At 67.7% G+C, this 26,562-nt stretch carries 24 protein-coding genes; 10 read left to right on the top strand and 14 right to left on the bottom strand.

The window, feature by feature from the left end:
- The first annotated feature begins 170 nt into the window (after positions 1 to 170).
- On the top strand, positions 171 to 749 hold the full coding sequence (sodB, locus tag VXM69_RS15785) for a superoxide dismutase [Fe] (RefSeq protein ID WP_011352986.1): 579 nt from the start codon (positions 171 to 173) through the stop codon (positions 747 to 749).
- A gap of 104 nt (positions 750 to 853) precedes the next feature.
- Here sodB and chrA read toward each other — a convergent pair whose 3' ends face one another.
- Both chrA and VXM69_RS15775 read right to left on the bottom strand, forming a co-directional pair.
- Entirely contained in the window at positions 854 to 2,065 is a 1,212-nt protein-coding gene (gene chrA / locus VXM69_RS15780) for a chromate efflux transporter (protein ID WP_367189872.1), read from the bottom strand.
- Positions 2,066 to 2,152: 87 nt separating this feature from the next.
- Positions 2,153 to 2,860 carry a Crp/Fnr family transcriptional regulator gene (locus VXM69_RS15775; protein ID WP_367189871.1) on the bottom strand — a complete coding sequence of 236 codons (708 nt, stop codon included), beginning with the start codon at positions 2,858 to 2,860 and terminating at the stop codon, positions 2,153 to 2,155.
- Between the two features lie 81 nt (positions 2,861 to 2,941).
- On the opposite strand from VXM69_RS15775, the gene VXM69_RS15770 reads away from it, so the two are divergent.
- The 3 genes from VXM69_RS15770 to VXM69_RS15760 all read left to right on the top strand — a co-directional run bounded on the left by VXM69_RS15770 (position 2,942) and on the right by VXM69_RS15760 (position 5,195).
- On the top strand, positions 2,942 to 3,466 hold the full coding sequence (locus VXM69_RS15770; protein ID WP_069707063.1) for a DUF962 domain-containing protein: 525 nt from the start codon (positions 2,942 to 2,944) through the stop codon (positions 3,464 to 3,466).
- Entirely contained in the window at positions 3,459 to 4,505 is a 1,047-nt protein-coding gene (locus VXM69_RS15765) for a 2-dehydropantoate 2-reductase (RefSeq protein ID WP_367189870.1), read from the top strand. The genes VXM69_RS15770 and VXM69_RS15765 overlap by 8 nt, the downstream gene beginning before the upstream one ends.
- A gap of 84 nt (positions 4,506 to 4,589) precedes the next feature.
- The gene (locus VXM69_RS15760; RefSeq protein ID WP_059560288.1) at positions 4,590 to 5,195 is read left to right on the top strand and encodes a methyltransferase domain-containing protein; all 606 of its coding nucleotides are present in this window, start codon (positions 4,590 to 4,592) and stop codon (positions 5,193 to 5,195) included.
- A 19-nt stretch (positions 5,196 to 5,214) separates the two neighbouring features.
- On the opposite strand, the gene VXM69_RS15755 is transcribed toward VXM69_RS15760, so the two are convergent.
- On the bottom strand, positions 5,215 to 6,489 hold the full coding sequence (locus tag VXM69_RS15755; protein ID WP_367189869.1) for an EAL domain-containing protein: 1,275 nt from the start codon (positions 6,487 to 6,489) through the stop codon (positions 5,215 to 5,217).
- A gap of 191 nt (positions 6,490 to 6,680) precedes the next feature.
- A complete protein-coding gene (mdtD, locus tag VXM69_RS15750; RefSeq protein ID WP_034191132.1) occupies positions 6,681 to 8,117 on the bottom strand; it encodes a multidrug transporter subunit MdtD in 1,437 nt (478 codons plus the stop codon).
- Between the two features lie 218 nt (positions 8,118 to 8,335).
- Between mdtD and VXM69_RS15745 the strand changes: the two genes are divergently transcribed.
- Both VXM69_RS15745 and VXM69_RS15740 read left to right on the top strand, forming a co-directional pair.
- Positions 8,336 to 8,659: a DUF2917 domain-containing protein gene (locus VXM69_RS15745; protein ID WP_034191131.1), complete on the top strand. Its 324-nt coding sequence runs from the start codon at positions 8,336 to 8,338 to the stop codon at positions 8,657 to 8,659.
- Positions 8,660 to 8,844: 185 nt separating this feature from the next.
- Complete coding sequence (locus tag VXM69_RS15740; RefSeq protein ID WP_367189867.1) at positions 8,845 to 10,236, top strand: CoA transferase; 1,392 nt, start codon at positions 8,845 to 8,847, stop codon at positions 10,234 to 10,236.
- Between the two features lie 21 nt (positions 10,237 to 10,257).
- On the opposite strand, the gene VXM69_RS15735 is transcribed toward VXM69_RS15740, so the two are convergent.
- Positions 10,258 to 11,004 (bottom strand): GntR family transcriptional regulator, encoded by a 747-nt coding sequence (locus tag VXM69_RS15735; protein WP_034191129.1) that lies wholly within the window; start codon positions 11,002 to 11,004, stop codon positions 10,258 to 10,260.
- Positions 11,005 to 11,170: 166 nt separating this feature from the next.
- On the opposite strand from VXM69_RS15735, the gene VXM69_RS15730 reads away from it, so the two are divergent.
- A complete protein-coding gene (locus VXM69_RS15730) occupies positions 11,171 to 12,016 on the top strand; it encodes an aldo/keto reductase (protein ID WP_059560297.1) in 846 nt (281 codons plus the stop codon).
- A 27-nt stretch (positions 12,017 to 12,043) separates the two neighbouring features.
- On the opposite strand, the gene VXM69_RS15725 is transcribed toward VXM69_RS15730, so the two are convergent.
- From VXM69_RS15725 to VXM69_RS15700, 6 genes are all read right to left on the bottom strand, one after another.
- Complete coding sequence (locus VXM69_RS15725; protein WP_367190188.1) at positions 12,044 to 13,732, bottom strand: hypothetical protein; 1,689 nt, start codon at positions 13,730 to 13,732, stop codon at positions 12,044 to 12,046.
- A gap of 297 nt (positions 13,733 to 14,029) precedes the next feature.
- Positions 14,030 to 15,040, bottom strand: coding sequence for a HoxN/HupN/NixA family nickel/cobalt transporter (locus VXM69_RS15720; RefSeq protein ID WP_034186328.1), 1,011 nt, complete (start codon positions 15,038 to 15,040; stop codon positions 14,030 to 14,032).
- Between the two features lie 165 nt (positions 15,041 to 15,205).
- Positions 15,206 to 17,317 (bottom strand): elongation factor G, encoded by a 2,112-nt coding sequence (gene fusA / locus VXM69_RS15715; RefSeq protein WP_034186327.1) that lies wholly within the window; start codon positions 17,315 to 17,317, stop codon positions 15,206 to 15,208.
- 219 nt (positions 17,318 to 17,536) lie between these two features.
- The gene (locus VXM69_RS15710; RefSeq protein WP_069707081.1) at positions 17,537 to 18,037 is read right to left on the bottom strand and encodes a DUF192 domain-containing protein; all 501 of its coding nucleotides are present in this window, start codon (positions 18,035 to 18,037) and stop codon (positions 17,537 to 17,539) included.
- Between the two features lie 159 nt (positions 18,038 to 18,196).
- On the bottom strand, positions 18,197 to 18,412 hold the full coding sequence (locus VXM69_RS15705) for a hypothetical protein (RefSeq protein ID WP_011352970.1): 216 nt from the start codon (positions 18,410 to 18,412) through the stop codon (positions 18,197 to 18,199).
- Between the two features lie 281 nt (positions 18,413 to 18,693).
- A complete protein-coding gene (locus VXM69_RS15700) occupies positions 18,694 to 19,272 on the bottom strand; it encodes a pseudouridine synthase (RefSeq protein WP_069707082.1) in 579 nt (192 codons plus the stop codon).
- A 278-nt stretch (positions 19,273 to 19,550) separates the two neighbouring features.
- Here VXM69_RS15700 and icd point away from each other — a divergent pair, with 278 nt between their 5' ends.
- On the top strand, positions 19,551 to 20,807 hold the full coding sequence (gene icd / locus VXM69_RS15695; protein WP_006478026.1) for an NADP-dependent isocitrate dehydrogenase: 1,257 nt from the start codon (positions 19,551 to 19,553) through the stop codon (positions 20,805 to 20,807).
- Between the two features lie 277 nt (positions 20,808 to 21,084).
- The gene (locus tag VXM69_RS15690) at positions 21,085 to 23,313 is read left to right on the top strand and encodes an NADP-dependent isocitrate dehydrogenase (RefSeq protein WP_367189866.1); all 2,229 of its coding nucleotides are present in this window, start codon (positions 21,085 to 21,087) and stop codon (positions 23,311 to 23,313) included.
- A 123-nt stretch (positions 23,314 to 23,436) separates the two neighbouring features.
- Here VXM69_RS15690 and VXM69_RS15685 read toward each other — a convergent pair whose 3' ends face one another.
- Positions 23,437 to 23,661 carry a hypothetical protein gene (locus VXM69_RS15685; RefSeq protein ID WP_034186323.1) on the bottom strand — a complete coding sequence of 75 codons (225 nt, stop codon included), beginning with the start codon at positions 23,659 to 23,661 and terminating at the stop codon, positions 23,437 to 23,439.
- 621 nt (positions 23,662 to 24,282) lie between these two features.
- Between VXM69_RS15685 and VXM69_RS15680 the strand changes: the two genes are divergently transcribed.
- Complete coding sequence (locus VXM69_RS15680) at positions 24,283 to 25,881, top strand: multicopper oxidase family protein (RefSeq protein WP_367189865.1); 1,599 nt, start codon at positions 24,283 to 24,285, stop codon at positions 25,879 to 25,881.
- Positions 25,882 to 26,061: 180 nt separating this feature from the next.
- Here the strand turns inward: VXM69_RS15680 and VXM69_RS15675 are convergent, their stop codons facing one another.
- Together VXM69_RS15675 and VXM69_RS15670 are read right to left on the bottom strand one after the other, a co-directional pair.
- Complete coding sequence (locus VXM69_RS15675; RefSeq protein WP_006488945.1) at positions 26,062 to 26,265, bottom strand: cold-shock protein; 204 nt, start codon at positions 26,263 to 26,265, stop codon at positions 26,062 to 26,064.
- 88 nt (positions 26,266 to 26,353) lie between these two features.
- A complete protein-coding gene (locus VXM69_RS15670; protein ID WP_154233702.1) occupies positions 26,354 to 26,521 on the bottom strand; it encodes a hypothetical protein in 168 nt (55 codons plus the stop codon).
- Positions 26,522 to 26,562: the final 41 nt, after the last annotated feature.

Raw genomic sequence — 26,562 nt, 5'->3', positions numbered from 1 at the left:
GGATGCTGCGCATCGTCGGGTTCGTCCTGCCGGACGCCGCGCGAACATCGCTTTTCCGCATACCGCGGATAAATGGCCCGCGAGTTTGCGGGGTTATTCGGTCTCGCCTACAATCGGACGCTCGGCAGCATCCAACACGCCCTCCCTACATACTCAACGAAGGAATCGCCATGGCTCATACGCTCCCGCCGCTCCCGTACGCTGAAGACGCACTCGCGCCGACCATCTCGCTCGAGACGATCCAGTACCACTACGGCAAGCACCATCAGGCTTATGTGACGAACCTGAACAATCTGATCCCGGGCACGGAATTCGAAAACCTGTCGCTGGAAGAGATCGTGAAGAAGTCGTCGGGCGGCATCTTCAACAACGCCGCGCAAATCTGGAACCACACGTTCTTCTGGAACAGCCTGTCGCCGAACGGCGGCGGCGCACCGACGGGCGCGCTGGGCGACGCGATCAACGCGAAGTGGGGTTCGTACGACGCCTTCAAGGAAGCGTTCACGAAGGCCGCAGTCGGCACGTTCGGTTCGGGCTGGGCATGGCTCGTGAAGAAGGCTGACGGTTCGCTCGACATCGTGTCGACGAGCAACGCGGCGACGCCGCTGACGACCGCCGACAAGGCACTGCTGACGATCGACGTGTGGGAACACGCGTACTACATCGACTACCGCAACGCACGTCCGAAGTTCGTCGAAGCGTTCTGGAACATCGTGAACTGGGACTTCGCGGCGAAGAACTTCGCGTAAGTCCGGCGCCGGCGTGCCGCCACGGCGCGCAGCACCCCGAAAAAGCCCTCGTTTCGAGGGCTTTTTTGTTTTTTGTCGCGCGGGCAGGCGGCGCGCGTGCCGGATCAGGCGGCCAGCCCGAGCGCCCAGCCGAGTTCCGCGCTCGCAAGCACGACGGCCCATGGCGGCACGCGCCAGAACACCAGCGCGACGTAGGCGACGAGCGCGGCGGCCAGGTCGCGCGGTGCGACGATCGTGTCGGTCCAGACCGGGTGATAAAGCGCGGCGAGCAGCAGCCCGACGACGGCCGCGTTCACGCCCGCGAGCGCGGCCTGCATGCGCGTGCTGCGGCGCAGGCGCTCCCAGAACGGTGCGGTGCCGGCAATCAGCAGGAACGACGGCGCGAAGATCGAGACCAGCGCGAGCGTGCCGCCGAGCCAGCCGTTCGGCGCGTCGCGCAGCGAGGCGCCGAGGAACGCCGAGAACGTGAACAGCGGTCCCGGCACGGCCTGCGCGACGCCGTACCCGGCAAGGAACGTCGAATCGCCGACCCAGCCGGGCGCGACCACGGCCGCCTGCAGCAGCGGCAACACCACGTGCCCGCCGCCGAACACGAGGGCGCCGGTGCGGAAGAACGCATCGACGACGGCGAGCGTATCGGAGTGGAGCGCGCGGGCCGCGAACGGCAGCGCGACGAGCAGCGCCGCGAACAGCGCGAGCCACAGCATGCCCGCGCGGTGCGACACGTGAAGCGGCAACGGTTCGTGCGCGTCGCGTGCCGGTTGCGGCAACAGTGCGAGGCCGGCGGCACCGGCCGCGGCGATCACCGCGATTTGCGTCCACGCGGCCGGCGCGAGCAGTGCGACGCACGCGGCCGCGGCCATCAGCGTGACGCGGCGCGCATCGGGGCACAGCGTGCGCGCCATCCCCCAGACGGCTTGCGCGATCACCGCGACCGACACGATGCGCAGCCCGTGCAGCGCGCCGGCTTCGATCGGTGCGCCCGTCGCGTGAACGCCGAGCGCGAACAGCATCATCAGCAGCGCCGACGGCAACGTGAAGCCGAGCCACGCGGCGAACATGCCCGCATAGCCGGCACGCGCGAGGCCGATCGCCATCCCGACCTGGCTGCTCGCGGGCCCCGGCAGGAACTGGCACAGCCCGACGAGATCCGCATATGTGCGTTCGCTGAGCCAGCCGCGCCGCGTGACGAATTCGGCGCGGAAGTAGCCGAGGTGCGCGACCGGGCCGCCGAACGACGTGAGGCCGAGCCGCAGGAACGCGACGAAGACGGGCCACGGATGACGGGGCGGGGCGGCGGCGGTCGATGGATTCAAGATGGGGCGCGGGGAGATCGGACGAGCCGACACGATAGCGCAACGCGGCGGCGGCGGGGCGGCGTGCGACAGCGCGGTACGCGCTGCTCAGCGCGTGCCGTCGCCCAGCCCGCTCGCGCGGCGCAGCGCGTCGATGTCGACCAGCTCGATCTCGCCGACGTGCAGCCGCACGACGCCGTCGGCCTGCAGCGCCTTCAGCAACTGGTTGGTGGTCTGCCGCGTCAGCGACAGCATCGACGCGAGCGTTTCCTGCGACAGCCGCACGCGCGTGCGCCCGGCGCTGATGCCGCCGTAGCCTTCGGCGATCATCAGCAGGCGCGCGGCGAGCCGCTGCGCGGCCGGCATCACGCTCATCGCCTCGACGGTCAGGAAGCTCAGGCGCAGTTTCTGCGCCATCAGCAGCGCGAACTGCCGCCAGTATTGCGGCGTCGCATCGAGGATCGCGAGCAGCGCGGCCTGCGGGACGTGCAGCAGCAGCGCGTCGTCGAGCGCGATGGCGTCGTGCGTGCGCGGCTGGCCGTCGAACAGCGCGATTTCGCCGAACCACGTGACGGGCTCGGCCACCGTCAACAGCGCTTCCTTGCCCTGCGGGTCGACCGCACCTATCGTGAGTGAACCGGCCAGGACCGCGTACAGCCCGCACGGCGGGTCGCCGCGCCGGAACAGCGCGTGGCCGGCCGGCAGGCGGCGCAGCGCCGCGCCGGCGAGCAGGTCCGCGCGCAACGCGGGCGGCAGCGCGGCGAACCACGGGTTCGCTTCGATCTGCGGCAGGTACGGGGCGAGCGGAGCTGACATGGGCACGCGATGTCGGGTAGCTGACAGAGGTTGTCGGGCGTGACGCGCATCATAGCGCTCAATAACCGACCAGGAGACGCGATGAAGACGCTCGAAGACCATCTTTCGCAGTATGCGGCCTACCATCGCGACGCGCGCAACATCGCGACGCATCTGGTCGGCATCCCGATGATCGTGTTCGCGGTCGAGGTGCTGCTGTCGCGGCCGGCGGTCGGGATGCTGGCCGGCGTCGCGCTGTCGCCGGCGCTGCTGCTCGCGGTCGCGTTCGTCGTGTTCTACCTGCGCCTCGACCTGCGGTTCGGGATCGTGATGACCGCGCTGTTCGCGCTCGGCCTGTGGGCCGCGCAGTCGCTCGCGTTGCTGCCGACCGCGCAATGGCTCGCGATCGGCATCGGCGCGTTCGTCGTCGGCTGGATCGTGCAATTCGTCGGGCACTGGTTCGAAGGGCGCAAGCCCGCGTTCGTCGACGACCTGGTCGGCCTGATGGTCGGGCCGCTGTTCGTCGTGGCCGAAGTCGCGTTCTTCGCGGGGCTGCGTGGCGACGTGCGTCGCGAAGTCGAGCGGCGCGCGGGCCCCGTGCACGGCGGCGCGCACTCGCATGTCTGATGCGCCGGTCTGCGTGTTCGGCGCAGGTGCCGTCGGCTGTTATCTCGGCGGCCGGCTCGCGGCGGGCGGTGCGCACGTGACGCTCGTCGGCCGCGCGCGGATCGGCGATGCGATTCACCGGCACGGGCTCACGCTGACCGACCGGCGGGGCTATCGCGCGACGCTCGCGGCGGCCGATGTCGCGTTCGCGACCGAGCCGGCCGCCGCGGCCGACGCACGGCTCGTGCTGGTCGCGGTGAAGTCGGCCGCCACGCGGGAGGCAGCCGGGCAACTGGCCGGCGTGCTGCGGCCCGGCACGGTCGTGATCAGCTTCCAGAACGGCCTGCACCATGCCGACACGTTGCGCGACGCGCTGCCGCAAGCGACCGTGCTGGCCGGCATGGTGCCGTTCAATGTGATCGAGCGCGGGCCCGGTGCGTTTCACCAGGGTTCGGCCGGCGCGCTCGCGGCCGACGCGTCGTCCGCGCTGCAGCCGTTCGTCGGCGCATTCGCGCGTGCCGGGCTGCCACTCTCGCTGCATCGCGACATGCGGGCCGTGCAGTGGGCGAAGCTGCTGCTCAACCTGAACAATGCGGTCAATGCGCTCGCGAACCTGTCGCTGCGCGACGAGCTTGCGCAACGCGCGTACCGTCGCTGCGTCGCGCTGGCCCAGCGCGAGGCGCTGCACTGGCTGGCACGCGCCGCGATCCGGCCGGCGCGGCTCACGCCGCTGCCGGCCGGCTGGGTCCCTGCCGTGCTCGATCTGCCCGACGCGGCTTTCCGTGTGCTCGGCGGCCGGATGCTGGCGATCGACCCGCTTGCGCGCTCGTCGATGTCCGACGATCTTGCGGCGCGCCGTGCGACGGAGGTCGAGTGGATCAACGGCGAGATCGTGCGGCTGGCCGCGCGCTTCGGCGCGCAGGCGCCCGTCAATGCGCGCCTGTGCGCGCTCGTCCACGACGCGGAAGGCGCGGTCGTGCGCCCGGCGTGGCGCAGCGACGCGCTGTGGGCCGAACTGATCGCGCGGGCGCCACGCGCGGGCGACGTGCGGGCCGCGTAGGCCGGGTCGCGCGCGGCGCCGCAGGCCACGCGCAACGGCTAAGATGCGGGGTGCGTCATACGACGCCCTTGCGGAGCACTCACCATGGTGGATCGCCCGACGCTCGACGCGTACGACGCCCATGCCGCGCGATATGCGCAGGACTGGCTCGACCAGGCCGCGCCCGACGACATGTACGCGCTGCTCGAGCAATATTTCTCGCCGGGGCCGACCGCGGACGTCGGCTGCGGCGCCGGCCGCGACACGGCCTGGCTCGCGTCGTGCGGTTTCGACGTCCGCGGCTACGACGCGAGCGCCGCGCTGCTCGACGAGGCGCGCCGGCACCATCCGGACCTGCGCTTCGAGCTCGCCGCGCTGCCGGCGCTGGCCGGTGTGCCGTCCGGCGCGTTTCGCAACGTACTGTGCGAGACGGTCGTCATGCACCTCGAACAGGCCGATGCGGCAGCGGCGGCCGCGCGGCTGGCCGATCTGCTGATGCCGGGCGGCACGTTGTACCTGAGCTGGCGGGTGGCGGGACACGGCACGTCGCGCGACGAGCGCGGCCGACTTTATACGGCACTGGATTCGGCGCGGATGCATGCGGCACTCGGCGCCGACGTGCAGGTGATCGACGAGCACGAGGTCGTCGGCGCGTCGTCCGGCAAGCGCGTACACCGGCTGATCGTGCGCAAGGCGGGCGGCGCCGCGTGACGGCGGCGCGCCGTCGCGCTTACTCGCGGTTGAGCGCCGCTTCCCAGTTGATGTCGACGCAGAGCACCTGCATGCCGGTCGCAGCGGGCGCGGCGATCGACGCGGTCACGCACAGGTGCGCCTCGTTGATCGACAGGTAGGGCGCCGTCAGGTGCACGCGGCCCGGCGCCCGCATCGCGTCGATGAAGTACGGGCGGCGCTCCCAGCTGGCCCCTTCGGAATGCAGCAGCGGACGGAAGCGCTTCGCGCGTTGCGACACGCTGCCGCGCGCGAGCACGTTGTCGCCGATCTGGCGCCCCGATGCATCGAGCAGGAAGCAGCGCGCGGTTTCCGGCAGCCCGAGCACGGCGGCGGCCGCGTCGGTGAGCGGCGCGTCCGCGCTGAGCTTCTGGCTCGCTTCCTCGAGCGCGGCGACGTACGGCGCGAGCCGTTCCGCCTGCGTGCGTTCGCGTTGCGCGACGCGCAGCCGCAGTGCGGCCGACAGCGTATCCATGCAGCCCGCGGCGGCCTGCGGCTGCACGGGGTCGACGCTCGGCCCCGCGAAATACTGGCCCTGCACGAAATCGACGTCGCATTCGAGTGCGATCAGCGCGTCGCGTTCGGTCGACAGGCCGCCCATCAGCACGAGCTGGCCGGATTCGTGCAGCAGCGACACGAGTCCCGGCAGCACGCGTTCGAGGTGCGAGTGCTCGCTCGCCTGCGCGAGGATGCCGCGGTCGAGCGTGACGATGTCGGGATGCAGGTGCCACACGCGGTCGATGTTCGAATGCTTCGCGCCGAACCCGCCCAGCGCGATCAGGAAGCCGGCCTTGCGCAGCCCGTCGACGATCGCCGCGTAGCGCGGCGTTTCGCCGCCGGCCTGCTCGGGTACCTCGAGCACCACGCGGTGCGGCGGCAGCCCGAGCGCCTTCAGGTTCGCGAGCAGCGCGTCGCCGTAGACGGTGTCCATCAGCGCGGCCGGATGCAGGCTCAGGAAGAGCCATTCGTCGTGACTGTCGAACGCGTGGAAGTTACCGAGATGCAACGATTCGGCGAGCCGGCCGAGTTCGAGCAGGTCGCCGCGCCGCGCCGCCTGCGTGAAAACCTCGTGCGACGCCACCTGGCGGCTTTCCTCGTCGTGCGCACGCAGCGACGCGTGATAGCCGATCGCGCGGCGGTGCGACACCGAGAAAACGGGCTGGAACACGCTGAACACGGTGTATCCGCCGTACAGCACGGTGCGCCGGTTCCCGTCGTCGCCGGCGACGGGGCGGGGCGGCTGAAAGCCGGGGGGATCGATTTCGATCATGCTCATGATGTCGGCCGATGGAAGACTGCCAGTTTACCTAGAGAATAGGCCAGCAAGAAGCATGCACGGCATCGCGCCGCGTGCGGCCGCCCGTCGCGGCCGGGACGGGGCGCATCGGCGCGTGCGTTGCCGGGGGCGGTCTGCACCGTCCTGGTGCGCGTGGCGGCGGCGCGGCCCCCGAAACGGCGCACCGCGCGTCACGCGCGCTCGGACGGGTCGGTCTTGCGCGCGGTGCTGCGGATCTCGGGCGCGAGCTGCGCGAAGATCCACGCCGACGCGGCCGTGATGATCCCGACGCAGATGAAGGTCGCGTGGAACGCCGGCAGCGTATTGCTCGGCGTCACGGTGCGCAGCATGCCCGTGAACGTCGCGAGCAGCGCGCCGGCGACCGTCACGCCGAGGCTCATCGACAGCATCTGCACGAGCGAGAACAGGCTGTTGCCGCTGCTCGCGCCGCCCGTGCCGAGATCCTTCAGCGTCAGCGTGTTCATCGCGGTGAACTGCATCGAGTTGAAGCCGCCGAACAGCGCGAGATGCACGACCTTCACCCACACCGGCACCGAGTCGCGCATCAGCGCGAAGCTTGCCATCATCACGCCGACCATGATCGTGTTCGCGAGCAGCACCTTGCGGTAGCCGTGCTGCGTGATCAGCCGCGTGATGATCCGCTTGGAGAACATCCCGGCCGCCGCGACCGGCAGCATCATCAGCCCCGCCTCGAACGCCGAGTAGCCGAGGCTCACCTGCAGCAGCAGCGGGATCAGGTACGGCATCGCGCCGCTGCCGATCCGCGCGAACAGGTTGCCGAGCAGCCCGACGCTGAACGTGTGGATCCGGAACAGGTCGAGCGAGAAGATCGGTTGCGGCGCACGCACCGCGTACAGCCCGTACGCGACGAAGCACGCGAGGCTCAGGATCAGCAGCACCAGCACGGCGGCGTGCTGCATGCCGAGATCGGCGAGCCCGTCGAGCGACAGCGAGATCGCGACCATGCCGATCGTCAGCAGCAGATAGCCCTTCAGGTCGAAGCGGCCGACGGCCGGGTTGCGTGAATCGGGCATCGAGTAGAAGGTCGCGATGCAGCCCGCGACGCCGACCGGCACGTTGATCAGGAAGATCCAGTGCCACGACGCGATCTTCACGAGCCAGCCGCCGAGGGTCGGTCCGATCAGCGGGCCGATCAGGCCCGGGATCGCGACGAACGACAGCGCGGGCAGATAACGCTCGGCCGGAAAGGTGCGCAGCACCGCGAGCCGCCCGACCGGCAACAGCATCGCGCCGCCGACTCCCTGCACGACGCGGAACGCGACGAGCTGCGAGAGCGTATGCGCATTCGCGCACAGCAGCGAACCGAGCGAGAACACCAGGATCGCGCTGAAGAACACGCGTCGCGTGCCGAAGGTATCGGCGAGCCAGCCCGACACGGGGATCATCACCGCCATCGTCAGCGAGTACGCGATCACGACCGACTGCATCCGCAGCGGCGATTCCCCGAGGCTCGCGGCCATCGACGGCAGCGCCGTGTTGACGATCGTCGAATCGAGGGTCTGCATGAAGAAGCCCGTCGCAACGAGCCAGAGCATCACGGTGAGATTTTTTTCGCCGGGGGCGGCGGCAGGCGGGCGCTGGAACATGGGAGCGGGGCGGTGGCGCGGGACAGCCGACATTGTAGGGAAACCCGATGGGCCGTGCAGGTTCGGCACCCGGCGTGACGCGAAATCCGGCGGTCGGATGCCGTCCTCGTCGCTCGACCAGTACAGTTCAGCTAAAAGTGTCTGCAGCCGTATCTGTCCGCGTGCTGTCACTGTCCGAAATACTGGTGCCATCGAAACCGTGCGACCAGGAGGCTGCCATGCGCGAACTGCGACTTTACGTGATCGACGGCGACGAGCCGGCCGCACGGTGGCGGATCGTCGATCGCACCGCACTGCAGGTGGCGGACGGCGACGTGTGGGTGACCGTCGAGGGCCGGCTCGACGACCACTGGCTGCGCGCCGGCGATTCGCTGACGTTCGAGCCCGGCGTGCGCGTATGGGTCAGCGCGGGGCCACGCGGCGCGACGTTCGCGTTCGGGCCGCACGCGGCACCGGCCGCGCGTGTTGTGCATGCGTGGTGGCGGCCGCTCGTCGCGTGGCGGGACGGCCGGCGCCACGCGGCCGCGTCGCTGCCGATGTAGCGTGCGCGGGGCGCTTGCGCGAACGCGGCGGATGGCGGAGGTACCCGGCGCCGCGGACGGATCTGGCGCCGATCGCGCTTGCCGGCCTCCTGAAGCGTGCCCGCGCATCGATTCGCGCGATCGGGATTGATTGCGCCGGGCGCGAATTCTAGACTCGATTCCGTGTCCTCCATCGCCCCTTCACCATGACGCCGGAATTCGCATTGACGCATCTGTGGCAAAGCGCACACGGCGATCGCGACGCGCTCGCCCGCGTGACCGTGACGGGGCGGGACCCGACGTTGCCGTCGACGTTTCATGTCGGCACGCTCGCGGCAGCGACGATCGCGGCAACCGGGCTCGCGGCGGCCGAATGTCACCGGCTTCGCACGGGCGTCGCGCAATCCGTCGACGTGTCGGTGCGCGATGCGCTGGTCGCGTTCCGCAGCGAACGCTACCTGCGTGTGGACGACGGCCCGCCGCCGGAGTTGCGTCATCCGGTGACGGGCTTCTTCGAGACGGGCGACGGGCGCTGGATCCAGCTGCATGCGAACTTCCCGCATCACCTGCGCGGGATCCTCGCCGTACTCGGTTGCGGCGCGCAGCGCGCCGACGTCGCCGCGGCGATCCGCAGATGGGACGGCGCGGCGCTCGACACCGCGCTGGCCGAGGCCGGCCTGTGCGCGGCATTGATCAGAACCCCTGACGAATGGGCGGCGCACGAGCAGGCGCGCGCGATCGCGTCGCTGCCGTTGTTCGACATCGAGCGGATCGGCGATGCGCCGCTCGAACCGATCGGCCGCGGCGAAGCCGGGCCGCCGCTCGCGGGCGTGCGCGTGCTCGATCTCACGCGCATCATGGCGGGCCCGGTCGCGGGCCGCACGCTCGCGTCGCACGGCGCGCAGACGCTGCTCGTCAACGGGCCGCACCTGCCGAACATCGCGCCGCTCGTGATCGACAACGGGCGCGGCAAACGTTCGACATGGATCGACCTGCGCGATACGGCGGGTGTCGAGACGCTGCACGCGCTCGTGCGCGACGCGGACGTGTTCCTGCAGTCGTACCGGCCCGGCTCGCTCGCCGCCCGCGGTTTCGCGCCGCAGGCGCTGGCGCAGCGGCGGCCCGGCATCGTGTGCGTGTCGATCTCGGCATACGGGCATGCGGGGCCGTGGGCGGGGCGGCGCGGCTTCGACAGTCTCGTGCAGTCGGCGAGCGGGATCGCATGGCGGGAGCAGCAGGCCGCCCATGCGGATGCGCCGCGCCCTCTGCCTTGCCAGGCGCTCGATCATGCGACCGGCTATCTCGCGGCGTTCGGCGCGATGATCGCGCTCGCGCGGCGATCGTGCGAAGGGGGAAGCTGGCACGTGCGGATGTCGCTCGCGCAGACGGGGCGCTGGCTGCAGTCGTTCGGCAATGTGCAGGACGGCCTGCATGCGCCCGATCTCGCGGCTGCCGACGTGCGCGACCGGATCGATCGCGTCGCGTCGCCGTTCGGCATGCTCGACACCGTGCGCCCGGCCGAGCGGTTGTCGGCCACGCCGCCGGCGTTCGCGCGGCCGCCCGTGCCGCCCGGCACCGACGATGCGCGCTGGCTGTAGATGCCGGCTGCGCGGCCGGTGTTACTTGCGCAGTTCGACGACGAAGTCGTAGTAGTCGTTGCGGCAGTAGGTATCGGTCAGTTCGATGGCGCGCTGGTCCGACGTATAGCCGATCCGCGTGATCAGCAGCAGCGCGTCGTGCGGCGCGATGCCCATCTGTTCGGCGATCTCGTCGGTCGCGTTGACCGCGCGGAAATGCTGCAGCGCGCGCACGATCGGCGTGCCGCGCGCTTCGAGATAGCTGTACAGCGAGCCGGCGATCGCCTGCGGATCGGGAATCAGTGTGGCGGGGAACGTCGAGTTCTCGACGGCCATCACGATGCCGTCGGCGAGACGCAGGCGTTTCAGGCGTGTCACCGATGCGGCCGGCGACAGTCCGAGCTGGATCACTTCGTCGCGGTTCGCCGGCTGGATTTCGCGCGCGAGCCATTGCGAGCTCGGCTTGAAGCCGCGGCGCTCGAGCATTTCGCTGAAGCTCGACAGTCGCGACAGCGGATCCTCGTAGCGCGGCTGGATGAAGTTGCCCGCGCCCTGTGTGCGGCGGATCAAGCCCTGCTCGACGAGCAGCGCGATCGCCTTGCGCGCGGTGATGCGCGATACGCCGAGCGCATCGGACAGCACGCGCTCCGAAGGCAGGGCCTCGCCGGCCGTCCAGCGGTTGTCGTGGATCGCATCGCCGAGCTTGCGGGCGAGCTGCAGGTACAGCGGCGTGTCGTTGTCGGGGTCGGGGCGCAGGTCTTGCCACCGGTCGTCCGTGGGTGCCTTCATGGAATGGGTATCGATCAGGTTGCGGCCATTCTAAGTCATCATGCGGCACCGTTATAGCCGGTTTTTGCCGTGCAATAGGCCGACGCCGCGCCGATTGACTACACTGACACGTCGTATTCCATGCTTCGGCCGCGGTGCGCGGCCACGAATCCGCAACGAGGAACGCATGACAGACACGATCGCCACGGTCGTCCTGCCGGACGGCGAGACGATTCCGAAGCTCGGCCAGGGCACCTGGGAAATGGGCGAGCGGCCGGCCCGCCGGGCGGACGAGATCGCCGCGCTGCGTGAAGGTGTCGAACTCGGGATGACGCTGGTCGATACGGCCGAGATGTACGGCGACGGCGCGACCGAGGCACTCGTCGGCGAGGCGCTCGCGGGCCTGCGCGATGACGTCTTTCTCGTCAGCAAGGTCTATCCGCATCATGCGAGCCGGCGCGGCGTCGTCGCCGCGTGCGACGCGAGCCTAAAGCGATTGCGCACCGATCGCCTCGACTTGTACCTGCTGCACTGGCGGGGCTCGGTGCCGCTCGAGGAGACGGTCGAGGGTTTCGAGACGCTGCGGCGCGCGGGCAAGATTCGTCACTGGGGCGTGAGCAACTTCGATACGGCCGATATGGAGGAACTCGTCGGCGGGGCGGGCGGCGGCGCCTGCGCGACCAACCAGATCCTCTACAACATTGCGCGGCGCGGCCCGGAATTCGACCTGCTGCCGTGGCTCGCCGACCACCGGATCCCGGCGATGGCATACAGCCCGGTCGACCACGGACGGTTGCCGAAGCGTTCGCCGCTCGACGAGATCGCGCGGCTGCGCGGCGTATCGGTGATGCGCGTCGCGCTGGCATGGGTGCTCGCGCAGCCGGGCGTATTCGCGATCCCGAAGGCGTCGAGGATCGAGCACGTGCGCGACAATCGCGCCGCGCTCGATCTCGAATTGAGCGAGGACGAGCGCGCCCAGCTTGACGCATACTTCCGTCCGCCTCGCAGCAAGCGCGCGCTCGAGATGCTCTGACGGCACCCGGCCGGGTAACGCTTCCGGTCAGTGGTTGCCGCCGGACGATCCGCCGTTGCCGTGACCGCCGCCATTGCCGTTGCCGGTACCGTGGCCATTGCCGACACCGTTGGCGCCGCCATTGCCGGCCCCACCACTGCCGTTACCGTTGCCATTGCCGCCGCCGTTACCGTGGCCACCATTGCCGTTGCCTTGGCCACCGTTGCTGCCGGCCCCATTGCCGTTGCCGCCGCCGCTGCCATGGCCGCCGTTACCGCCAGCGCCAGCGCCATTGCCGTTGCCAACGCCGTTGGCACCACCGTTGCCAGCGCCGCCACTGCCGTTGCCATTGCCATTGCCGCCGCCGTTACCGTGGCCACCGTTGCCGTTGCCCGAACCGCCATTGCCGCTGCCACTGCCATGGCCGCCGTTACCGCCAGCGCCATTGCCGTTGCCGGCGCCGTTACCGTGGCCACCGTTGCCGTTGCCCGAACCGCCATTGCCGCTGCCACTGCCATGGCCGCCGTTACCGCCAGCGCCATTGCCGTTGCCGCCGCCGTTACCGTGACCACCGTTGCCGTTGCCCGAACCGCCATTACCGCTACCACTGCCATGGCCGCCATTGCCGCCGGCACCATTGCCGTTGCCTGAGCCGCCACTGCCGTTGCCATTGCCGTGACCACCACCGTCACCGTTGCCGTGGCCGCCACCATCGCCGTGACCACCGCCATCGCCGTGGCCGCCACCATTACCGTGACCACCGCCGTCACCGTGGCCGCCACCGTCGCCATGGCCGCCACCGTCGCCATGGCCGCCACCATTGCCATGACCACCACCGTCTCCGTCGCCTCCACCTCCGTGTCCGCCATGGCCTCCGCTTCCGGAAGTACCGCCACCCGAAGTACCGCCGCCCGAAGTACCGCCGCCCGAAGTACCGCCACCCGAAGTACCGCCACCCGAAGTACCGCCACCCGAAGTACCGCCACCCGAAGTACCGCCACCCGAAGTGCCGCCACCCGAAGTACCGCCGCCCGAGGTGCCGCCGCCCGAAGTACCGCCACCCGAAGTACCGCCACCCGAAGTACCGCCGCCCGAAGTACCGCCACCCGAAGTACCGCCACCCGAAGTACCGCCGCCCGAAGTACCGCCACCCGAAGTACCGCCACCCGAAGTACCGCCACCCGAAGTGCCGCCACCCGAAGTGCCGCCACCCGAAGTACCGCCACCCGAAGTGCCGCCACCCGAAGTGCCGCCACCCGAAGTACCGCTGCCCGAAGTACCGCTGCCCGAAGTACCGCCACCTGAACCACCGTTACCGGACGCGTTGCCTCCGCGACCCGTGCCGCTCGTACCGCCGGATGTGCCGCCTGTCGCTCCACCGACACCGGCAGGCCCGACGGCGCCGTTCCCGTTATTTGCACCGCTGCCGCCGCCATTGCCGTTACCCGGCCCAGGACTGCCGCCGCCGCTGCCACTTGGGCCGGCACCTTTACCGCCGCCGATCCCATGACCGGCATGAACCTGCCCCGCACACGCGGCCGGATTGGCGGCGCATGACGAAGCGTCCGCGACCAGCGTCATGATGGTGTCCGCGCTGGCGCTTGCGTCGGGTGCGGAGTCGGGTGTGGTGGTTTGTGCGACGGCATACGAGCAGCAGCACGCCAACGCGGCTGCGGCCAGCAAGGTTGCACGAGGGCGCCGTCCCGCCGGGCGGGACGGTTGTTTCGTCTTATGCATCATGGCCTCCCCATGCGCGCGATGCCTCGTTGCCGCGCGACTATCTACGTGTGGTGCAGGGGGCCAGCAAGGATTCGTTGTCCGGTCGGCGGCCGATTGCGTTCGGGCCGACGCTTGACGCCAGCCGCGAACGCGGATCGGCACGCGGGCCCGCCGTGCGAATCCCTCTCTGCGAGATTCGTGCCATCGGCCGCTTGTGCCCGTCGCGCAACGCGCACGTGAGCACGCGACGGGCGCATGCAACGTCGTGGGGGTGTTTTGTTTCCGGATTGAAACGTCTGAGCGTTCGCGGGCGGCTCAGCGTGCGGGCGCGTCGGCTGCGCGCTGCCAGCGATGGAACAGGATCGACGCGATCCAGCAGACGAGGAACAGCGCGATGATGCCGTAGCCGATCGAGCCGAAGCGATCGCCGAGCGCATCGAGCGTATCGCGCACGGGGCCCGTCAGCGACAGCTTGTCGGCCAGGAGTCCGGCCGCCTCGATCCCGCCGATCGCCAGTGCAACGGCCGCCGACACGAACGTGATGCTCGCGTTGTAGAGCAGCTTGCGCTGCGGATCGTCCATCGCCCAGCCGTATGCCTGAATCATCAGCACATTGTCGGTCGAGTCGATCAGCGTCATGCCGGCGGTGAACAGCGCGGGAAACAGCATGACCGTGTAGACCGGCAGCCCCTGGCTCGCCTGCGCGGCGGCGATCGCGAGCAGGCCGATTTCGGTTGCAGTATCGAAACCGAGCCCGAACAGCACGCCGACCGGATACATGTGCCAGCTCTTCGACACGAACCGGAACAGCGGGCGCAGCAGTCGCGAGACGAGCCCGGCAGGGCGGTGTACATGCGCATCGTCGTGCGCGTGACCGGATGCGCCGCGATAGCGTCGCCAGACGTCGCGCAGGATCAGCAGGTTCACGCACGCGAGCACGAGCAGGAAGGTGGCCGATACGGCCGTGCCGATCGTGCCGCCGATTTCACGGAACGCATCGAACCGGTCGCGCAGCGCGAACGCGGTCAGCGCGATGCCGAGCGTCGCGGCGATCACGATGGTCGAATGGCCGAGCGAGAAGAACAAACCGACGCTCACCGGACGCTGGCCATCCTGCATCAGCTTGCGCGTCGCGACGTCGATCGCGGCGATGTGATCGGCGTCGACCGCGTGACGCAGCCCGAGCCCGTACGCGATTGCCGCGGTGCCGAGCAGCAGCGGATGGTCGCGCAGCACCGCGAGCGCCCACAGCCAGACCGCGACGTTCGCGGTGATCAGGCCGGCATAAAGGATCAGCAGGCGGCGCAGGGCAGGGGTGGGCGGCATCGGGCGGGTTCCATCTGACAATTCGCCATCCATTGTGGCACGCGAAAAAAATGCCTGGCATGCCGATCAAAAAGCCGCGAACCCCGCGCGCGCCGGGTGAAAAAAAAGCCCGTCCGGAACCGGACGGGCCTTGCGTGCATGCGACGGGGCGCGCGCGCCCGGCGCTTACTTCGTTTTCGCGCTGATCACGCCTTCCGACACGTTGGCCGGCGTTTCCGCGTACTGCTTGAACTCCATCGTGTAGGTCGCGCGGCCCTGCGTGGCCGAACGCAGCGACGTCGAATAGCCGAACATCTCCGCGAGCGGCACTTCGGCGCGCACGAGCTTGCCGCCGCCGCCCGCGATGTCTTCCATCCCCTGCACGATGCCGCGACGGCTCGACAGGTCGCCCATCACGTTGCCCATGAATTCCTCGGGCGTCTCGACTTCGACGGCCATCATCGGCTCGAGCAGCACGGGCTTCGCCTTGCGCATCGCTTCCTTGAACGCCATCGAGCCGGCCATCCGGAACGCGTTTTCGTTCGAGTCGACGTCGTGGTACGAGCCGAACGTCAGGTGCACCTTCACGTCGACGACCGGGTAGCCCGCGAGCACGCCGCTCTTCAGCGTTTCGGTGATGCCCTTGTCGACGGCCGGGATGAACTCGCGCGGAATCACGCCGCCCTTGATCTCGTCGAGGAACTCGTAGCCCTTGCCCGGGTTCGGCTCCAGCGTGATCACTGCATGGCCGTACTGGCCGCGGCCGCCCGACTGCTTGACGAACTTGCCCTCGACGTCGGCGGCCGTCGTGCGCACCGTCTCGCGATACGCGACCTGCGGCTTGCCGACCGTCGCTTCGACACCGAATTCGCGCTTCATCCGGTCGACCAGGATTTCGAGGTGGAGCTCGCCCATCCCCGAGATGATCGTCTGGCCGGACTCTTCGTCGGTCTGCACGCGGAACGAAGGATCTTCCTGCGCGAGACGGTTCAGCGCGAGGCCCATCTTTTCCTGGTCGGCCTTCGTCTTCGGCTCGACGGCCTGCGAGATCACCGGCTCGGGGAATTCCATCTTCTCGAGGATGATCGGCTTGGCCGGATCGCACAGCGTGTCGCCCGTCGTCGCTTCCTTCAGCCCGACGGCCGCCGCGATGTCGCCCGCGCGCACTTCCTTGATTTCCTTGCGCTCGTTCGCGTGCATCTGCAGGATCCGGCCGAGCCGTTCCTTCTTGTCCTTCGTCGCGTTGAGCACCGTGTCGCCCGACTCGACGACGCCCGAATACACGCGGAAGAAGATCAGCTGGCCGACGAACGGGTCGGTCATGATCTTGAACGCGAGCGACGAGAACGGCTCGTCATCGCTCGGATGACGTTCCGCCGGTTTTTCCGGGTCGGCGAAGTCGTGGCCTAGAATCGCGGGCACGTCGACCGGCGACGGCAGGTAGTCGATCACCGCGTCGAGCATGGCCTGCACGCCCTTGTTCTTGAACGCGCTGCCGCACAGCATCGGCACGATCTCGTTCGCGATCGTGCGCTTGCGCAACGCGGCCTTGATCTCGTCCTCGGTCAGCGACTCGTGGTCGTGCAGGTACTTCTCGAGCAATTCCTCGCTCGCTTCGGCCGCCGCCTCGACCATCTTCTCGCGCCATTCGTGCGCGAGCTCGACGAGGTTCGCGGGGATCTCCTCGTACGAGAACTTCACGCCCTGGCTTTCGTCGTCCCACACGATCGCCTTCATCTTCACGAGATCGACGACGCCCTGGAAATGATCTTCGGCGCCGATCGGAATCTGGATCGGCACGGCGACACCCTTCAGGCGCTCGCCGATCTGCTTCTGCACGCGGAAGAAGTCGGCGCCGATGCGGTCCATCTTGTTGACGAACGCGATGCGCGGCACCTTGTACTTGTTTGCCTGGCGCCATACGGTTTCGGACTGCGGCTGCACGCCGCCGACCGAGTCGTAGACCATGCACGCGCCGTCGAGCACGCGCATCGAGCGCTCGACTTCGATCGTGAAGTCGACGTGCCCGGGCGTGTCGATGATGTTGATGCGGTGTTCCGGATAGTTGCCGGCCATACCCTTCCAGAAGGCCGTGGTCGCCGCCGACGTGATCGTGATGCCGCGTTCCTGCTCCTGCTCCATCCAGTCCATCGTGGCCGCGCCGTCGTGCACTTCACCGATCTTGTGGCTCACGCCGGTGTAAAACAGGATGCGCTCGGTCGTCGTGGTCTTGCCGGCATCGATGTGAGCGCTGATCCCGATATTGCGATAGCGCTCGATGGGGGTTTTGCGGGGCACGTGAACCTCCTGGTGGTTCGGATCTTAAGCGGGCCGACTGGGCCGGCCCGGGCTGGAACAAGCGAGACTTCAAGCATAGCGCTTGCGCGTGGCTTTTGCAGATGCGGCCAGCAGCGGCGGAATCAAGCGGGGCGTTGCCGCCGGCAGGCGAAAAAAAACCGGCGCGCAGCGGGCGGCCGGCTTCGGTCGGTGCGCGGCGCGCCGCCGCGGAAAAGACCGTTACTGGGCCTTCGGCAGGCCGTCGAGCTTCATGCCGGGCTTGATGCCCTTGGCCGCGAACCAGCCCTTGCCCATTTCGAGCGCGTAGACGCCGTTGTTGCGCGGGCAGTGGTTGTCGGTCGTCTCCGCCCGCATCTCGTCGATGTCGGTGATCGTGCCGTCCGCGCGGATGAACGCGATCGACAGCGGGATCAGCGTGTTCTTCATCCAGAAGCAGTGCACGGCGTTCTCGTTGAAGACGAACAGCATGCCTTCGTTGGGCGCGAGCTGCGAACGGTACATCAGCCCCTGTTCGCGGTCGGCGTCGTTCGCGGCGACGGCCGCGTCGATCATGTACATGCCGGCGCGCAGCTTCACGCGCGGGAACTCGCTCGGCTGCTTGGCGCCGGGCGGCACCTGCGCGGCGGCGGCCTGCATGCCGAGCGCGAGGACGGCGAGCGCGGCGGGAAAGACGGCGGCGCGCGCTAGGCGGCCGAGCGACGAGCGCAGGGAGAATTGCACAGCATGGCTCCTGTCTGGAAAACGAGACCCGCATGGTACGCGATGCGCGCCGGCGGGCACAAAAAGAAAAAGGCAGATCGCCTTGCGGTGATCTGCCTTTCAACGCCGTAAGAACGGCAAGACTGCGTGTTCTTGACTGCGTTATTACAGCTTGCTTACTTAGTTCGAAGCAGCTGCCGGTGCTGCTGCGTCGCTTGCTGCAGCCTTCTTCGATGCCTTGTGGTGCTTCTTGGCAGCGTGGTGCTTCTTGGCAGCGTGCTTAGCCGGTGCCGAAGCAGCTTCTGCTGCTGCCGGAGCAGCTTCCGGAGCCGAAGCTTGTGCGAAAGCAGCCGTTGCGAAGAGGCCAGCGACCAGAGCGGCGATCAGTTTGTTCATGTTGTGTTCCTCAGCTTTAGTTAATTAACCAAATGACCCGGCAATAGGAGTCATGTCGTCTAACGGTGCCATCCACCTTTCGGTTGACAGACGCTTCGAGAAATTTCTCATTGCGCTGCGGGCGCCGAATCGTATTCGAGAAAAACGTCGCTTTCGTGACGCAAACACGGGTTCGGCTGCCAATGCCGGATAGCTAAGGTTGGCATCTGCGTGGTTTAACGCGCGATCTTCGCGGGCGGTTGACGAAAAAGATGACGAAAAATGCGCGCCTCCCGAATTCGTCATCCGGCGGGCGCGAAACCGTCCCATGGCGCGCTCGGCGGCAGTGCGATTGTTTCGCCCGGCGCAATGCCGAGCGCAAATATGTCCAGCGCGCCGATGCCGACGCGCACCAGGCGCAACGTCGGGAAGCCGACGGCCGCGGTCATCCGGCGCACCTGCCGGTTCTTGCCCTCGGTGATCGCGAGTTCGATCCACGTGGTCGGGATCGCGGCGCGATAGCGGATCGGCGGCGTGCGCGGCCACAGCGTGTCGGGCGGCTCGATGAATTCGGCGCGGCACGGCCGCGTCACGTAGTCGCCGAGGTCGACGCCGCGCGCGAGCGCCTTCAGGTCGGCCGGGCCGGGCGCGCCCTCGACCTGCGCCCAGTAGCGTTTCACGAGCTTGTGGCGCGGCTCCGCGATGCGCGCCTGCAGCGCGCCGTCGTCGGTGAGCAGCAGCAAGCCTTCGCTGTCCGCGTCCAGCCGGCCGGCCGCATACACGCCGGGCGTTTTTACCCAGTCGCCGAGCGACGGGCGCGTCTCGTGCGCGGAAAACTGGCAAATCGTGCCGAACGGCTTGTTGAGGGCGATCAGGTTCATGGCGGGGCGCCCGCCCGGCGCGCCGCGGGACGCGGAGGCGGGCGGTCTATGGCAAATGGCGGAATCTTAATGCATAATACGGAACGGCAAGTCCTCTGTCTTATATAAGACATAAGTGAGGTCTTGATACGCAGTGCCGCGGTTCATGCCGAAGTGCCCGGTTGGGGCGCTAGAATAGCGGCTCGCTGTTGCCCGTCACGGGGTGGCCATGCCGCGCCCCCGCCGCGCGCGCAGCTTCGACCAGCATCACCTGCTCAGCCACGTCACTGGAGTCGATCATGCCGTATCAGCACATCAAGGTTCCGGAAGGCGGTGACAAGATCACCGTCAACAAGGACTTCTCGCTCAACGTTTCCGATCAGCCGATCATTCCCTATATCGAAGGCGACGGTACGGGCTTCGATATCACGCCGGTCATGATCAAGGTCGTCGACGCGGCGGTCGCGCATGCCTACAAGGGCAAGCGCAAGATCCACTGGATGGAGATCTTCGCGGGCGAGAAGGCGACGAAGGTGTACGGTCCGGACGTGTGGCTGCCGGACGAGACGCTGCAGGTGCTGAAGGAATACGTGGTGTCGATCAAGGGGCCGCTCACGACCCCGGTCGGCGGCGGCATTCGTTCGCTGAACGTCGCGCTGCGCCAGGAACTCGACCTGTACGTGTGCCTGCGCCCGGTCCAGTACTTCAAGGGCGTGCCGTCGCCGGTGCGCGAGCCGCAGAAGATCGACATGGTGATCTTCCGCGAGAACTCGGAAGACATCTACGCGGGCATCGAATGGGCCGCGGGTTCCGAGCAGGCGAAGAAGGTCATCAAGTTCCTGCAGGACGAAATGGGCGTGAAGAAGATCCGCTTCCCGGAAACCTCGGGGATCGGCGTCAAGCCCGTGTCGACGGAAGGCACCGAGCGTCTCGTGCGCAAGGCGATCCAGTACGCGATCGACAACGATCGCAAGTCGGTCACGCTGGTGCACAAGGGCAACATCATGAAGTTCACGGAAGGCCTGTTCCGTGACGCCGGTTACGCGCTGGCCCAGAAGGAATTCGGCGGCGAGCTGATCGACGGCGGCCCGTGGATGCGCGTGAAGAACCCGAAGACGGGCAACGAGATCGTGATCAAGGATTCGATCGCCGACGCGTTCCTGCAGCAGATCCTGCTGCGCCCGGCCGAATACGACGTGATCGCGACGCTGAACCTGAACGGCGACTACATCTCCGACGCACTGGCCGCGCAGGTCGGCGGCATCGGGATCGCGCCGGGCGCGAACCTGTCGGATTCGGTCGCGATGTTCGAGGCGACGCACGGCACGGCGCCGAAGTACGCGGGCAAGGATTACGTGAACCCCGGTTCCGAGATCCTGTCGGCGGAAATGATGCTGCGCCACCTCGGCTGGACGGAAGCGGCCGACACGATCATCGCCGCGATGGAGAAGTCGATCCTGCAGAAGCGCGTCACGTACGACTTCGCGCGCCTGATGGAAGGGGCGACGCAGGTGTCGTGCTCCGGCTTCGGCGAAGTGCTGATCGAGAACATGTAAGACCCCTTCCGGGGTGGGCCGGCGCATGCCGGCCGCTCCGGTGCTGACTGCCGGCGCCGGAGCGTTTCGTGGATGGCAGGTTTGTTGGCAGGGCGGTCCGGCATGCGGGCCGCGGCGCCGCGAAGCGGCCCGGAGGCCCTGCAAGGTAGAACATGACGGCCCTCGCAACACCATCGCCCGGCTGAACCCGGCGCCCCTTTCGCGACCGACCTGGTCGCTCCCCGCCGGTTACCCGCCGGCGCTCCTCAGTCCCATTTCACGTAGCAACGCATCGACCATGTCCACTTCGCCCAAGATCATCTACACCCTCACCGACGAAGCGCCCGCGCTCGCGACCTATTCGCTGCTGCCGATCGTCAAGGCCTTCACGCGCTCGTCCGGCGTCGCCGTCGAAACGCGCGACATCTCGCTCGCCGGCCGCATCATCGCGGCCTTCGCGGACATCCTGCCGCCCGAGCAGAAGGGTTCCGACGATCTGGCCGAGCTGGGCCAGCTCACGCTGAAGCCGGAAGCGAACATCATCAAGCTGCCGAACATCAGCGCATCGGTGCCGCAGCTGAAGGCCGCGATCGCCGAACTGCAGGCGCAGGGCTACAAGCTGCCGGCCTACCCGGAAGACCCGTCGACGGACGAAGAGAAGGCGGTCAAGGCACGCTACGACAAGATCAAGGGCAGCGCGGTGAACCCGGTGCTGCGCGAAGGCAACTCCGACCGCCGCGCGCCGCTGTCGGTCAAGAACTATGCACGCAAGCATCCGCACAAGATGGGCGCATGGAAGGCGACGTCGAAGGCCCACGTCGCGCACATGAGCGAAGGCGACTTCTACGGCAGCGAGAAGTCGGCGCTGATCGCCGAGGCCGGCAGCGTGAAGATCGAGCTCACGACGACCGACGGCGCGAAGAAGGTGCTGAAGGAAAAGACGGCCGTGAAGGCCGGTGAAGTGATCGACGCATCGGTGATGAGCCGCAATGCGCTGCGCAGCTTCATCGACGCGCAGATCGCCGACGCGAAGGCGCAGGACGTGCTGTTCTCGGTGCACCTGAAGGCGACCATGATGAAGGTCTCGGACCCGATCCTGTTCGGTCACTTCGTGTCGGTGTTCTATCGCGACGCGCTCGCGAAGCACGCGAACGTGCTGGCGCAGGTCGGTTTCAACCCGAACAACGGGATCGGCGACCTGTACGCGCGCCTGAAGGACCTGCCGGCCGACACGCGCGAAGCGATCGAAGCCGACGTGAAAGCCGAATACGCGGTGCGCCCGCGCCTCGCGATGGTCAACTCGGACAAGGGCATCACGAACCTGCACGTGCCGAGCGACGTGATCGTCGACGCGTCGATGCCGGCGATGATCCGCGATTCGGGCGGCATGTGGGGCCCGGACGGCGCGCTGTACGACGCGAAGGCCGTGATTCCGGACCGCTGCTACGCAGGCGTCTACCAGGCCGTGATCGAGGACTGCAAGCAGCACGGCGCATTCGATCCGGTCACGATGGGCAGCGTGCCGAACGTCGGCCTGATGGCGCAGGCGGCCGAAGAATACGGTTCGCACGACAAGACGTTCCAGATCCCGGCGGACGGCGTCGTGCGCGTCACCGACGAAGCCGGCAACGTGCTGCTCGAGCACGCGGTCGAGTCGGGCGACATCTGGCGCATGTGCCAGACCAAGGACGCACCGGTGCAGGACTGGGTCAAGCTCGCGGTCAATCGCGCGCGTGCGACCGGCGCACCGGCCGTGTTCTGGCTCGATCCGGCGCGCGCGCACGATGCGCAGATCATCGCGAAGGTCGAACGCTACCTGAAGGATCACGACACGAACGGTCTCGACATCCGCATCATGACGCCGGTCGACGCGACGCGTTTCTCGCTCGAGCGCATCCGCGCGGGCAAGGACACGATCTCGGTCACCGGCAACGTGCTGCGCGACTACCTGACCGACCTGTTCCCGATCATGGAGCTCGGCACCAGCGCGAAGATGCTGTCGATCGTGCCGCTGATGGCCGGCGGCGGGATGTTCGAAACGGGCGCGGGCGGCTCGGCACCGAAGCACGTGCAGCAGTTCGTCGAGGAAGGCTTCCTGCGCTGGGATTCGCTCGGCGAATTCCTCGCGCTGGCCGCGTCGCTCGAACACCTCGGCAACGCATACCAGAACCCGAAGGCGGTCGTGCTCGCGAAGACGCTCGACCAGGCGACCGGCAAGTTCCTGGACGAGAACAAGTCGCCGGCGCGCAAGGTCGGCGGCCTCGACAACCGCGGCAGCCACTTCTACCTGTGCCTGTACTGGGCGCAGGCGCTGGCCGAGCAGACCGAGGACGCCGCACTGAAGGCGCAGTTCGAAGGCGTGGCGAAGTCGTTGTCCGACAACGAAGCGCGCATCCTGGAAGAACTGGCGGCCGCGCAAGGCAAGGCGCAGGCGATCGGCGGCTACTACCGTCCGAACGTCGACCTGACGAGCCAGGCGATGCGCCCGAGCGCGACGCTGAACGGCATCGTCGACGCAGTCGTCTGACGCGGGCCGCGCGATCGCGCGAGCCGATGCGTATGTCGACGCGGCGCGGTTAGCCGTTCGCCGTCCGACATCCAATGAAAACGCCCCGGTCGCCCGGGGCGTTTTTCGTTGCAGACTTGCCATTCAGACGTGAACGATTTCCCATTCGGCGATTTCGTGCGGCACCTCGAGCGTGGCCGTGTCCAGTTCGGACAGGTGTTCGCAGTCGCCGCGGGAGATGTGGTCGGCCGCGACTTCGGGGCACGAGAATGCGCCGAGCAGGGCGTTGCCGAACGTCGCTTCCCAGCCGCCGTTACCCGGCAGGATGTAGAACGACCCGAGCGCTGAACCAAAGCGAAATCCCTTCATTTCCGTTCTCCCTTTCTGATCACAAGCGATTCTGGTGTGCCGCCTGCCGGCTCGGCCGGCTGTGGCCCGACTGGCTGCTTGCGCCGGGTTCCGTATCGAACGTCGTGGCGAAGCGTCAGTGCATGGAACAAAGTCTACGTCCGCGACCCGGTTGGATGGTGCAACTAGAACGGCTTCTCGAAACAAAAATTCATGTTTAAAAACAATAGATTATTTTCTATGTTCCGTATTGCGGAACGTTTTTTGCCATCGCGAAACGGGAAATTTGTGCCCTGCACCACGAATTTTTACAACGCAGGGACTTGTTCCGCATCGTGAAAAATTGGCGGTTTCGTGGAGGGGTGGCGCGACACGCGCCGACCGGGTGGCCGACGGTAGGGGCGAAACGGGCGGCTGGATGCGGCGGCGGGCATGGTTCAGGGCAGGGGCGATCGCTGCCGAAGGGCCGTAAGCAGTAGCGCTGCGGCGTATCGCCGCCCGGCCGGGGCGGCGCCGTTCGAGCGGAGCCAGCGGTTATGATGACGCGGGCATCAGGTTTCGCGTCGCGCACCGGCGGTCCGGCCGGCCGGCGCGTGCGTCGTGGCGGTCGTGCGACGCTGCATGGATAACGAGGATCGATTGATGAGACGGAGAACCTTCCTGTCGCGCGCCATCGGCGTCGCAGCCGCGTCGCTGTTCGCGCGCACCGCGTGGGCGCAGCATGCCGGTCATGCGGGCATGGCCGGCATGGATTCGATGGACGACATGCCGGGCATGTCGGGGATGGCGGACCATGCGGGGCACGGCAAGCCCGCGCCGGCCGCGCTCGCGGCCGCCGACGCGCTGCCGGCCGGCGCGCCGCTCGCGACGTTGCGCACGCTCGCGAACGAAAGCCGCGAGCCCGGTACGTTCCGGGCGACGCTGGTCGCGCAACCCGTCGCGCGCCCGATGCTGCGCGGCACGCGGCCGACCACGTTCTGGCAGTTCGGCGCGGGCGCGCAAGGCCCCGTCGTCGGCCCGCTGATCGACGTGCGCGAGGGCGACACGGTCGAAATCAAGTTCGTGAACCGGCTGCCGCAGCCGTCGACGATCCACTGGCACGGCCTGCCCGTGCCGCCCGACCAGGACGGCAATCCGTCCGATCCCGTCGCACCCGGCGCGTCGCGCGTGTACCGTTTCACGCTACCGAAGGGCAGCGCCGGCACTTACTGGTACCACCCGCATCCGCACATGATGACGGCCGAGCAGGTATTTCGCGGGCTGGCCGGCCCGTTCATCGTGCGCGCCGCGGACGATCCGCTCGCCGGCTGGCCCGAGCGCAACCTGTTCGTGTCGGACCTGAAGCTTGCGCGCGATGGCACGATTGCGCCGAACGACATGATGGACTGGATGAACGGCCGCGAAGGTCAGTTCGTCCTGGTCAACGGCGCGCGCCGGCCGCGCATCGACATCGCGGGCGACGAGCGCTGGCGCGTGTGGAACGCGTGCAGCGCGCGCTACCTGCGCGTCGCGTTCGACGACGGCCGTGCGTTCGAGCACGTGGGTACCGACGGCGGGCTGTTCGATGCGCCGCGCCGCGTGACGTCGTTGCTGATCGCGCCGGGCGAGCGTGCGGAGCTGCTCGTGCGCGCGGGCGACCGCGCATCGCGCGCGGTGCTGCAGGCGGCCGAATACGACCGCCGCAAGATGGCGATGTCGCACGACGACGGCCACGGCAGCCTGCCGGCCGATCCGGCGCTGGCACTGGCCGATGTCGCGTTCGCGCCCGCCGCCGCGCGCGCGTTGCCGGCCACGCTGCGCACGGTACCGCCGCTGGGCGAACCGGTTGCGCGCAAGACGGTCGAGTTCGGCGAGGAAATGGACATGGACGCGATGATGAAGGGCGCGGCGCACGGCCGGCCGGCCGGCATGCGCTTCATGATCAACGGCGAAACCTATGCGGCGCACCGTGCAACGCTGACGAGCCGCCGCGGCGACGTCGAGCGCTGGGAGATCCGCAACGGCACCGACATGGATCACCCGTTCCACCTGCACGGCACGCAGTTCCAGGTGATCGAGCGCGCGTCGGGCGGCGCGCGCACGACCGAACCGTTGCGCGCATGGCGCGATACCGTGAACGTGCGCAGCGGTGAAACCGTGTCGATTCTCGTCACGCAAGACATGCCCGGAGAGCGCATGTTTCATTGCCACATTCTCGAACACGAGGATCTCGGCATGATGGGCACGCTGAAGGTCGTGTAACGAAGTCGTGAATATGTTTCACGTGCGGGATCGATATCCGATCTGCATGTGTGACAAGACAATGTGTGTTCAATTATCGGGATTGAACGAAAAGGCCGGCCAATCGATTATCGAATGGCCGGCCTCCAAAAAAGAAACCCGGCGCAATGCGCCGGGTTTCTTCGTCAGATATCCGATGCCTTATACGGCCTGGATGTTCGACGCTTGCTTGCCCTTCGGCCCTTGGACGACGTCAAAGCTCACCTTCTGGCCTTCCTTCAGCGTCTTGAAGCCATTCATGGTGATAGCCGAGAAGTGCGCAAACAGATCCTCACCGCCCTCGTCGGGAGTGATGAAACCGAAGCCCTTCGCGTCGTTGAACCATTTAACGATACCAGTTGCCATTTCCTACTTCCCCTGTCACACAGTCGCTGCTACTTACCACGAGCACGCTCGAAAAGCTAAACGACCGGAAAATGCAGCCGTTCCCCCCTCACAAGCTCACCTCGGCCTCATTCATTTCGCCAACCGGCGAATTGAAAAAAGTGCCAGCTTGATTGTTGGCGCTCTTTATTGGAGTGTCAAGAGGAATTTTTAGACGTTTAGAGGGTCGTTGTAAAGAACCCATTTTCAGGGTTTTTCCGGCTTTGCTTTGCAGCATGCCGCCGAGCGCCGGGGCTTGAAAAGCCGCATAATCGGCTC

Origin of the sequence: Burkholderia sp. Ed8 (genome assembly GCF_040761425.1) — a bacterium.
In the GTDB taxonomy this organism is placed as follows: domain Bacteria; phylum Pseudomonadota; class Gammaproteobacteria; order Burkholderiales; family Burkholderiaceae; genus Burkholderia; species Burkholderia seminalis.
This window is presented reverse-complemented; position numbering and strand designations above follow the sequence as displayed.

Coding starts and splice junctions, on each gene's coding strand:
- icd (WP_006478026.1), top strand. CDS start 19,551: ATGCCGTATCAGCACATCAAGGTTCCGGAAGGCGGTGACAAGATCACC.
- VXM69_RS15725 (WP_367190188.1), bottom strand. CDS start 13,732: ATGCATAAGACGAAACAACCGTCCCGCCCGGCGGGACGGCGCCCTCGT.
- VXM69_RS15680 (WP_367189865.1), top strand. CDS start 24,283: ATGAGACGGAGAACCTTCCTGTCGCGCGCCATCGGCGTCGCAGCCGCG.
- VXM69_RS15775 (WP_367189871.1), bottom strand. CDS start 2,860: ATGTCAGCTCCGCTCGCCCCGTACCTGCCGCAGATCGAAGCGAACCCG.
- VXM69_RS15685 (WP_034186323.1), bottom strand. CDS start 23,661: ATGAAGGGATTTCGCTTTGGTTCAGCGCTCGGGTCGTTCTACATCCTG.
- VXM69_RS15700 (WP_069707082.1), bottom strand. CDS start 19,272: ATGAACCTGATCGCCCTCAACAAGCCGTTCGGCACGATTTGCCAGTTT.
- VXM69_RS15675 (WP_006488945.1), bottom strand. CDS start 26,265: ATGGCAACTGGTATCGTTAAATGGTTCAACGACGCGAAGGGCTTCGGT.
- VXM69_RS15740 (WP_367189867.1), top strand. CDS start 8,845: ATGACGCCGGAATTCGCATTGACGCATCTGTGGCAAAGCGCACACGGC.
- VXM69_RS15770 (WP_069707063.1), top strand. CDS start 2,942: ATGAAGACGCTCGAAGACCATCTTTCGCAGTATGCGGCCTACCATCGC.
- VXM69_RS15755 (WP_367189869.1), bottom strand. CDS start 6,489: ATGAGCATGATCGAAATCGATCCCCCCGGCTTTCAGCCGCCCCGCCCC.
- VXM69_RS15670 (WP_154233702.1), bottom strand. CDS start 26,521: ATGCTGCAAAGCAAAGCCGGAAAAACCCTGAAAATGGGTTCTTTACAA.
- VXM69_RS15760 (WP_059560288.1), top strand. CDS start 4,590: ATGGTGGATCGCCCGACGCTCGACGCGTACGACGCCCATGCCGCGCGA.
- sodB (WP_011352986.1), top strand. CDS start 171: ATGGCTCATACGCTCCCGCCGCTCCCGTACGCTGAAGACGCACTCGCG.
- VXM69_RS15765 (WP_367189870.1), top strand. CDS start 3,459: ATGTCTGATGCGCCGGTCTGCGTGTTCGGCGCAGGTGCCGTCGGCTGT.
- VXM69_RS15690 (WP_367189866.1), top strand. CDS start 21,085: ATGTCCACTTCGCCCAAGATCATCTACACCCTCACCGACGAAGCGCCC.
- VXM69_RS15745 (WP_034191131.1), top strand. CDS start 8,336: ATGCGCGAACTGCGACTTTACGTGATCGACGGCGACGAGCCGGCCGCA.
- mdtD (WP_034191132.1), bottom strand. CDS start 8,117: ATGTTCCAGCGCCCGCCTGCCGCCGCCCCCGGCGAAAAAAATCTCACC.
- VXM69_RS15730 (WP_059560297.1), top strand. CDS start 11,171: ATGACAGACACGATCGCCACGGTCGTCCTGCCGGACGGCGAGACGATT.
- VXM69_RS15705 (WP_011352970.1), bottom strand. CDS start 18,412: ATGAACAAACTGATCGCCGCTCTGGTCGCTGGCCTCTTCGCAACGGCT.
- VXM69_RS15720 (WP_034186328.1), bottom strand. CDS start 15,040: ATGCCGCCCACCCCTGCCCTGCGCCGCCTGCTGATCCTTTATGCCGGC.
- VXM69_RS15735 (WP_034191129.1), bottom strand. CDS start 11,004: ATGAAGGCACCCACGGACGACCGGTGGCAAGACCTGCGCCCCGACCCC.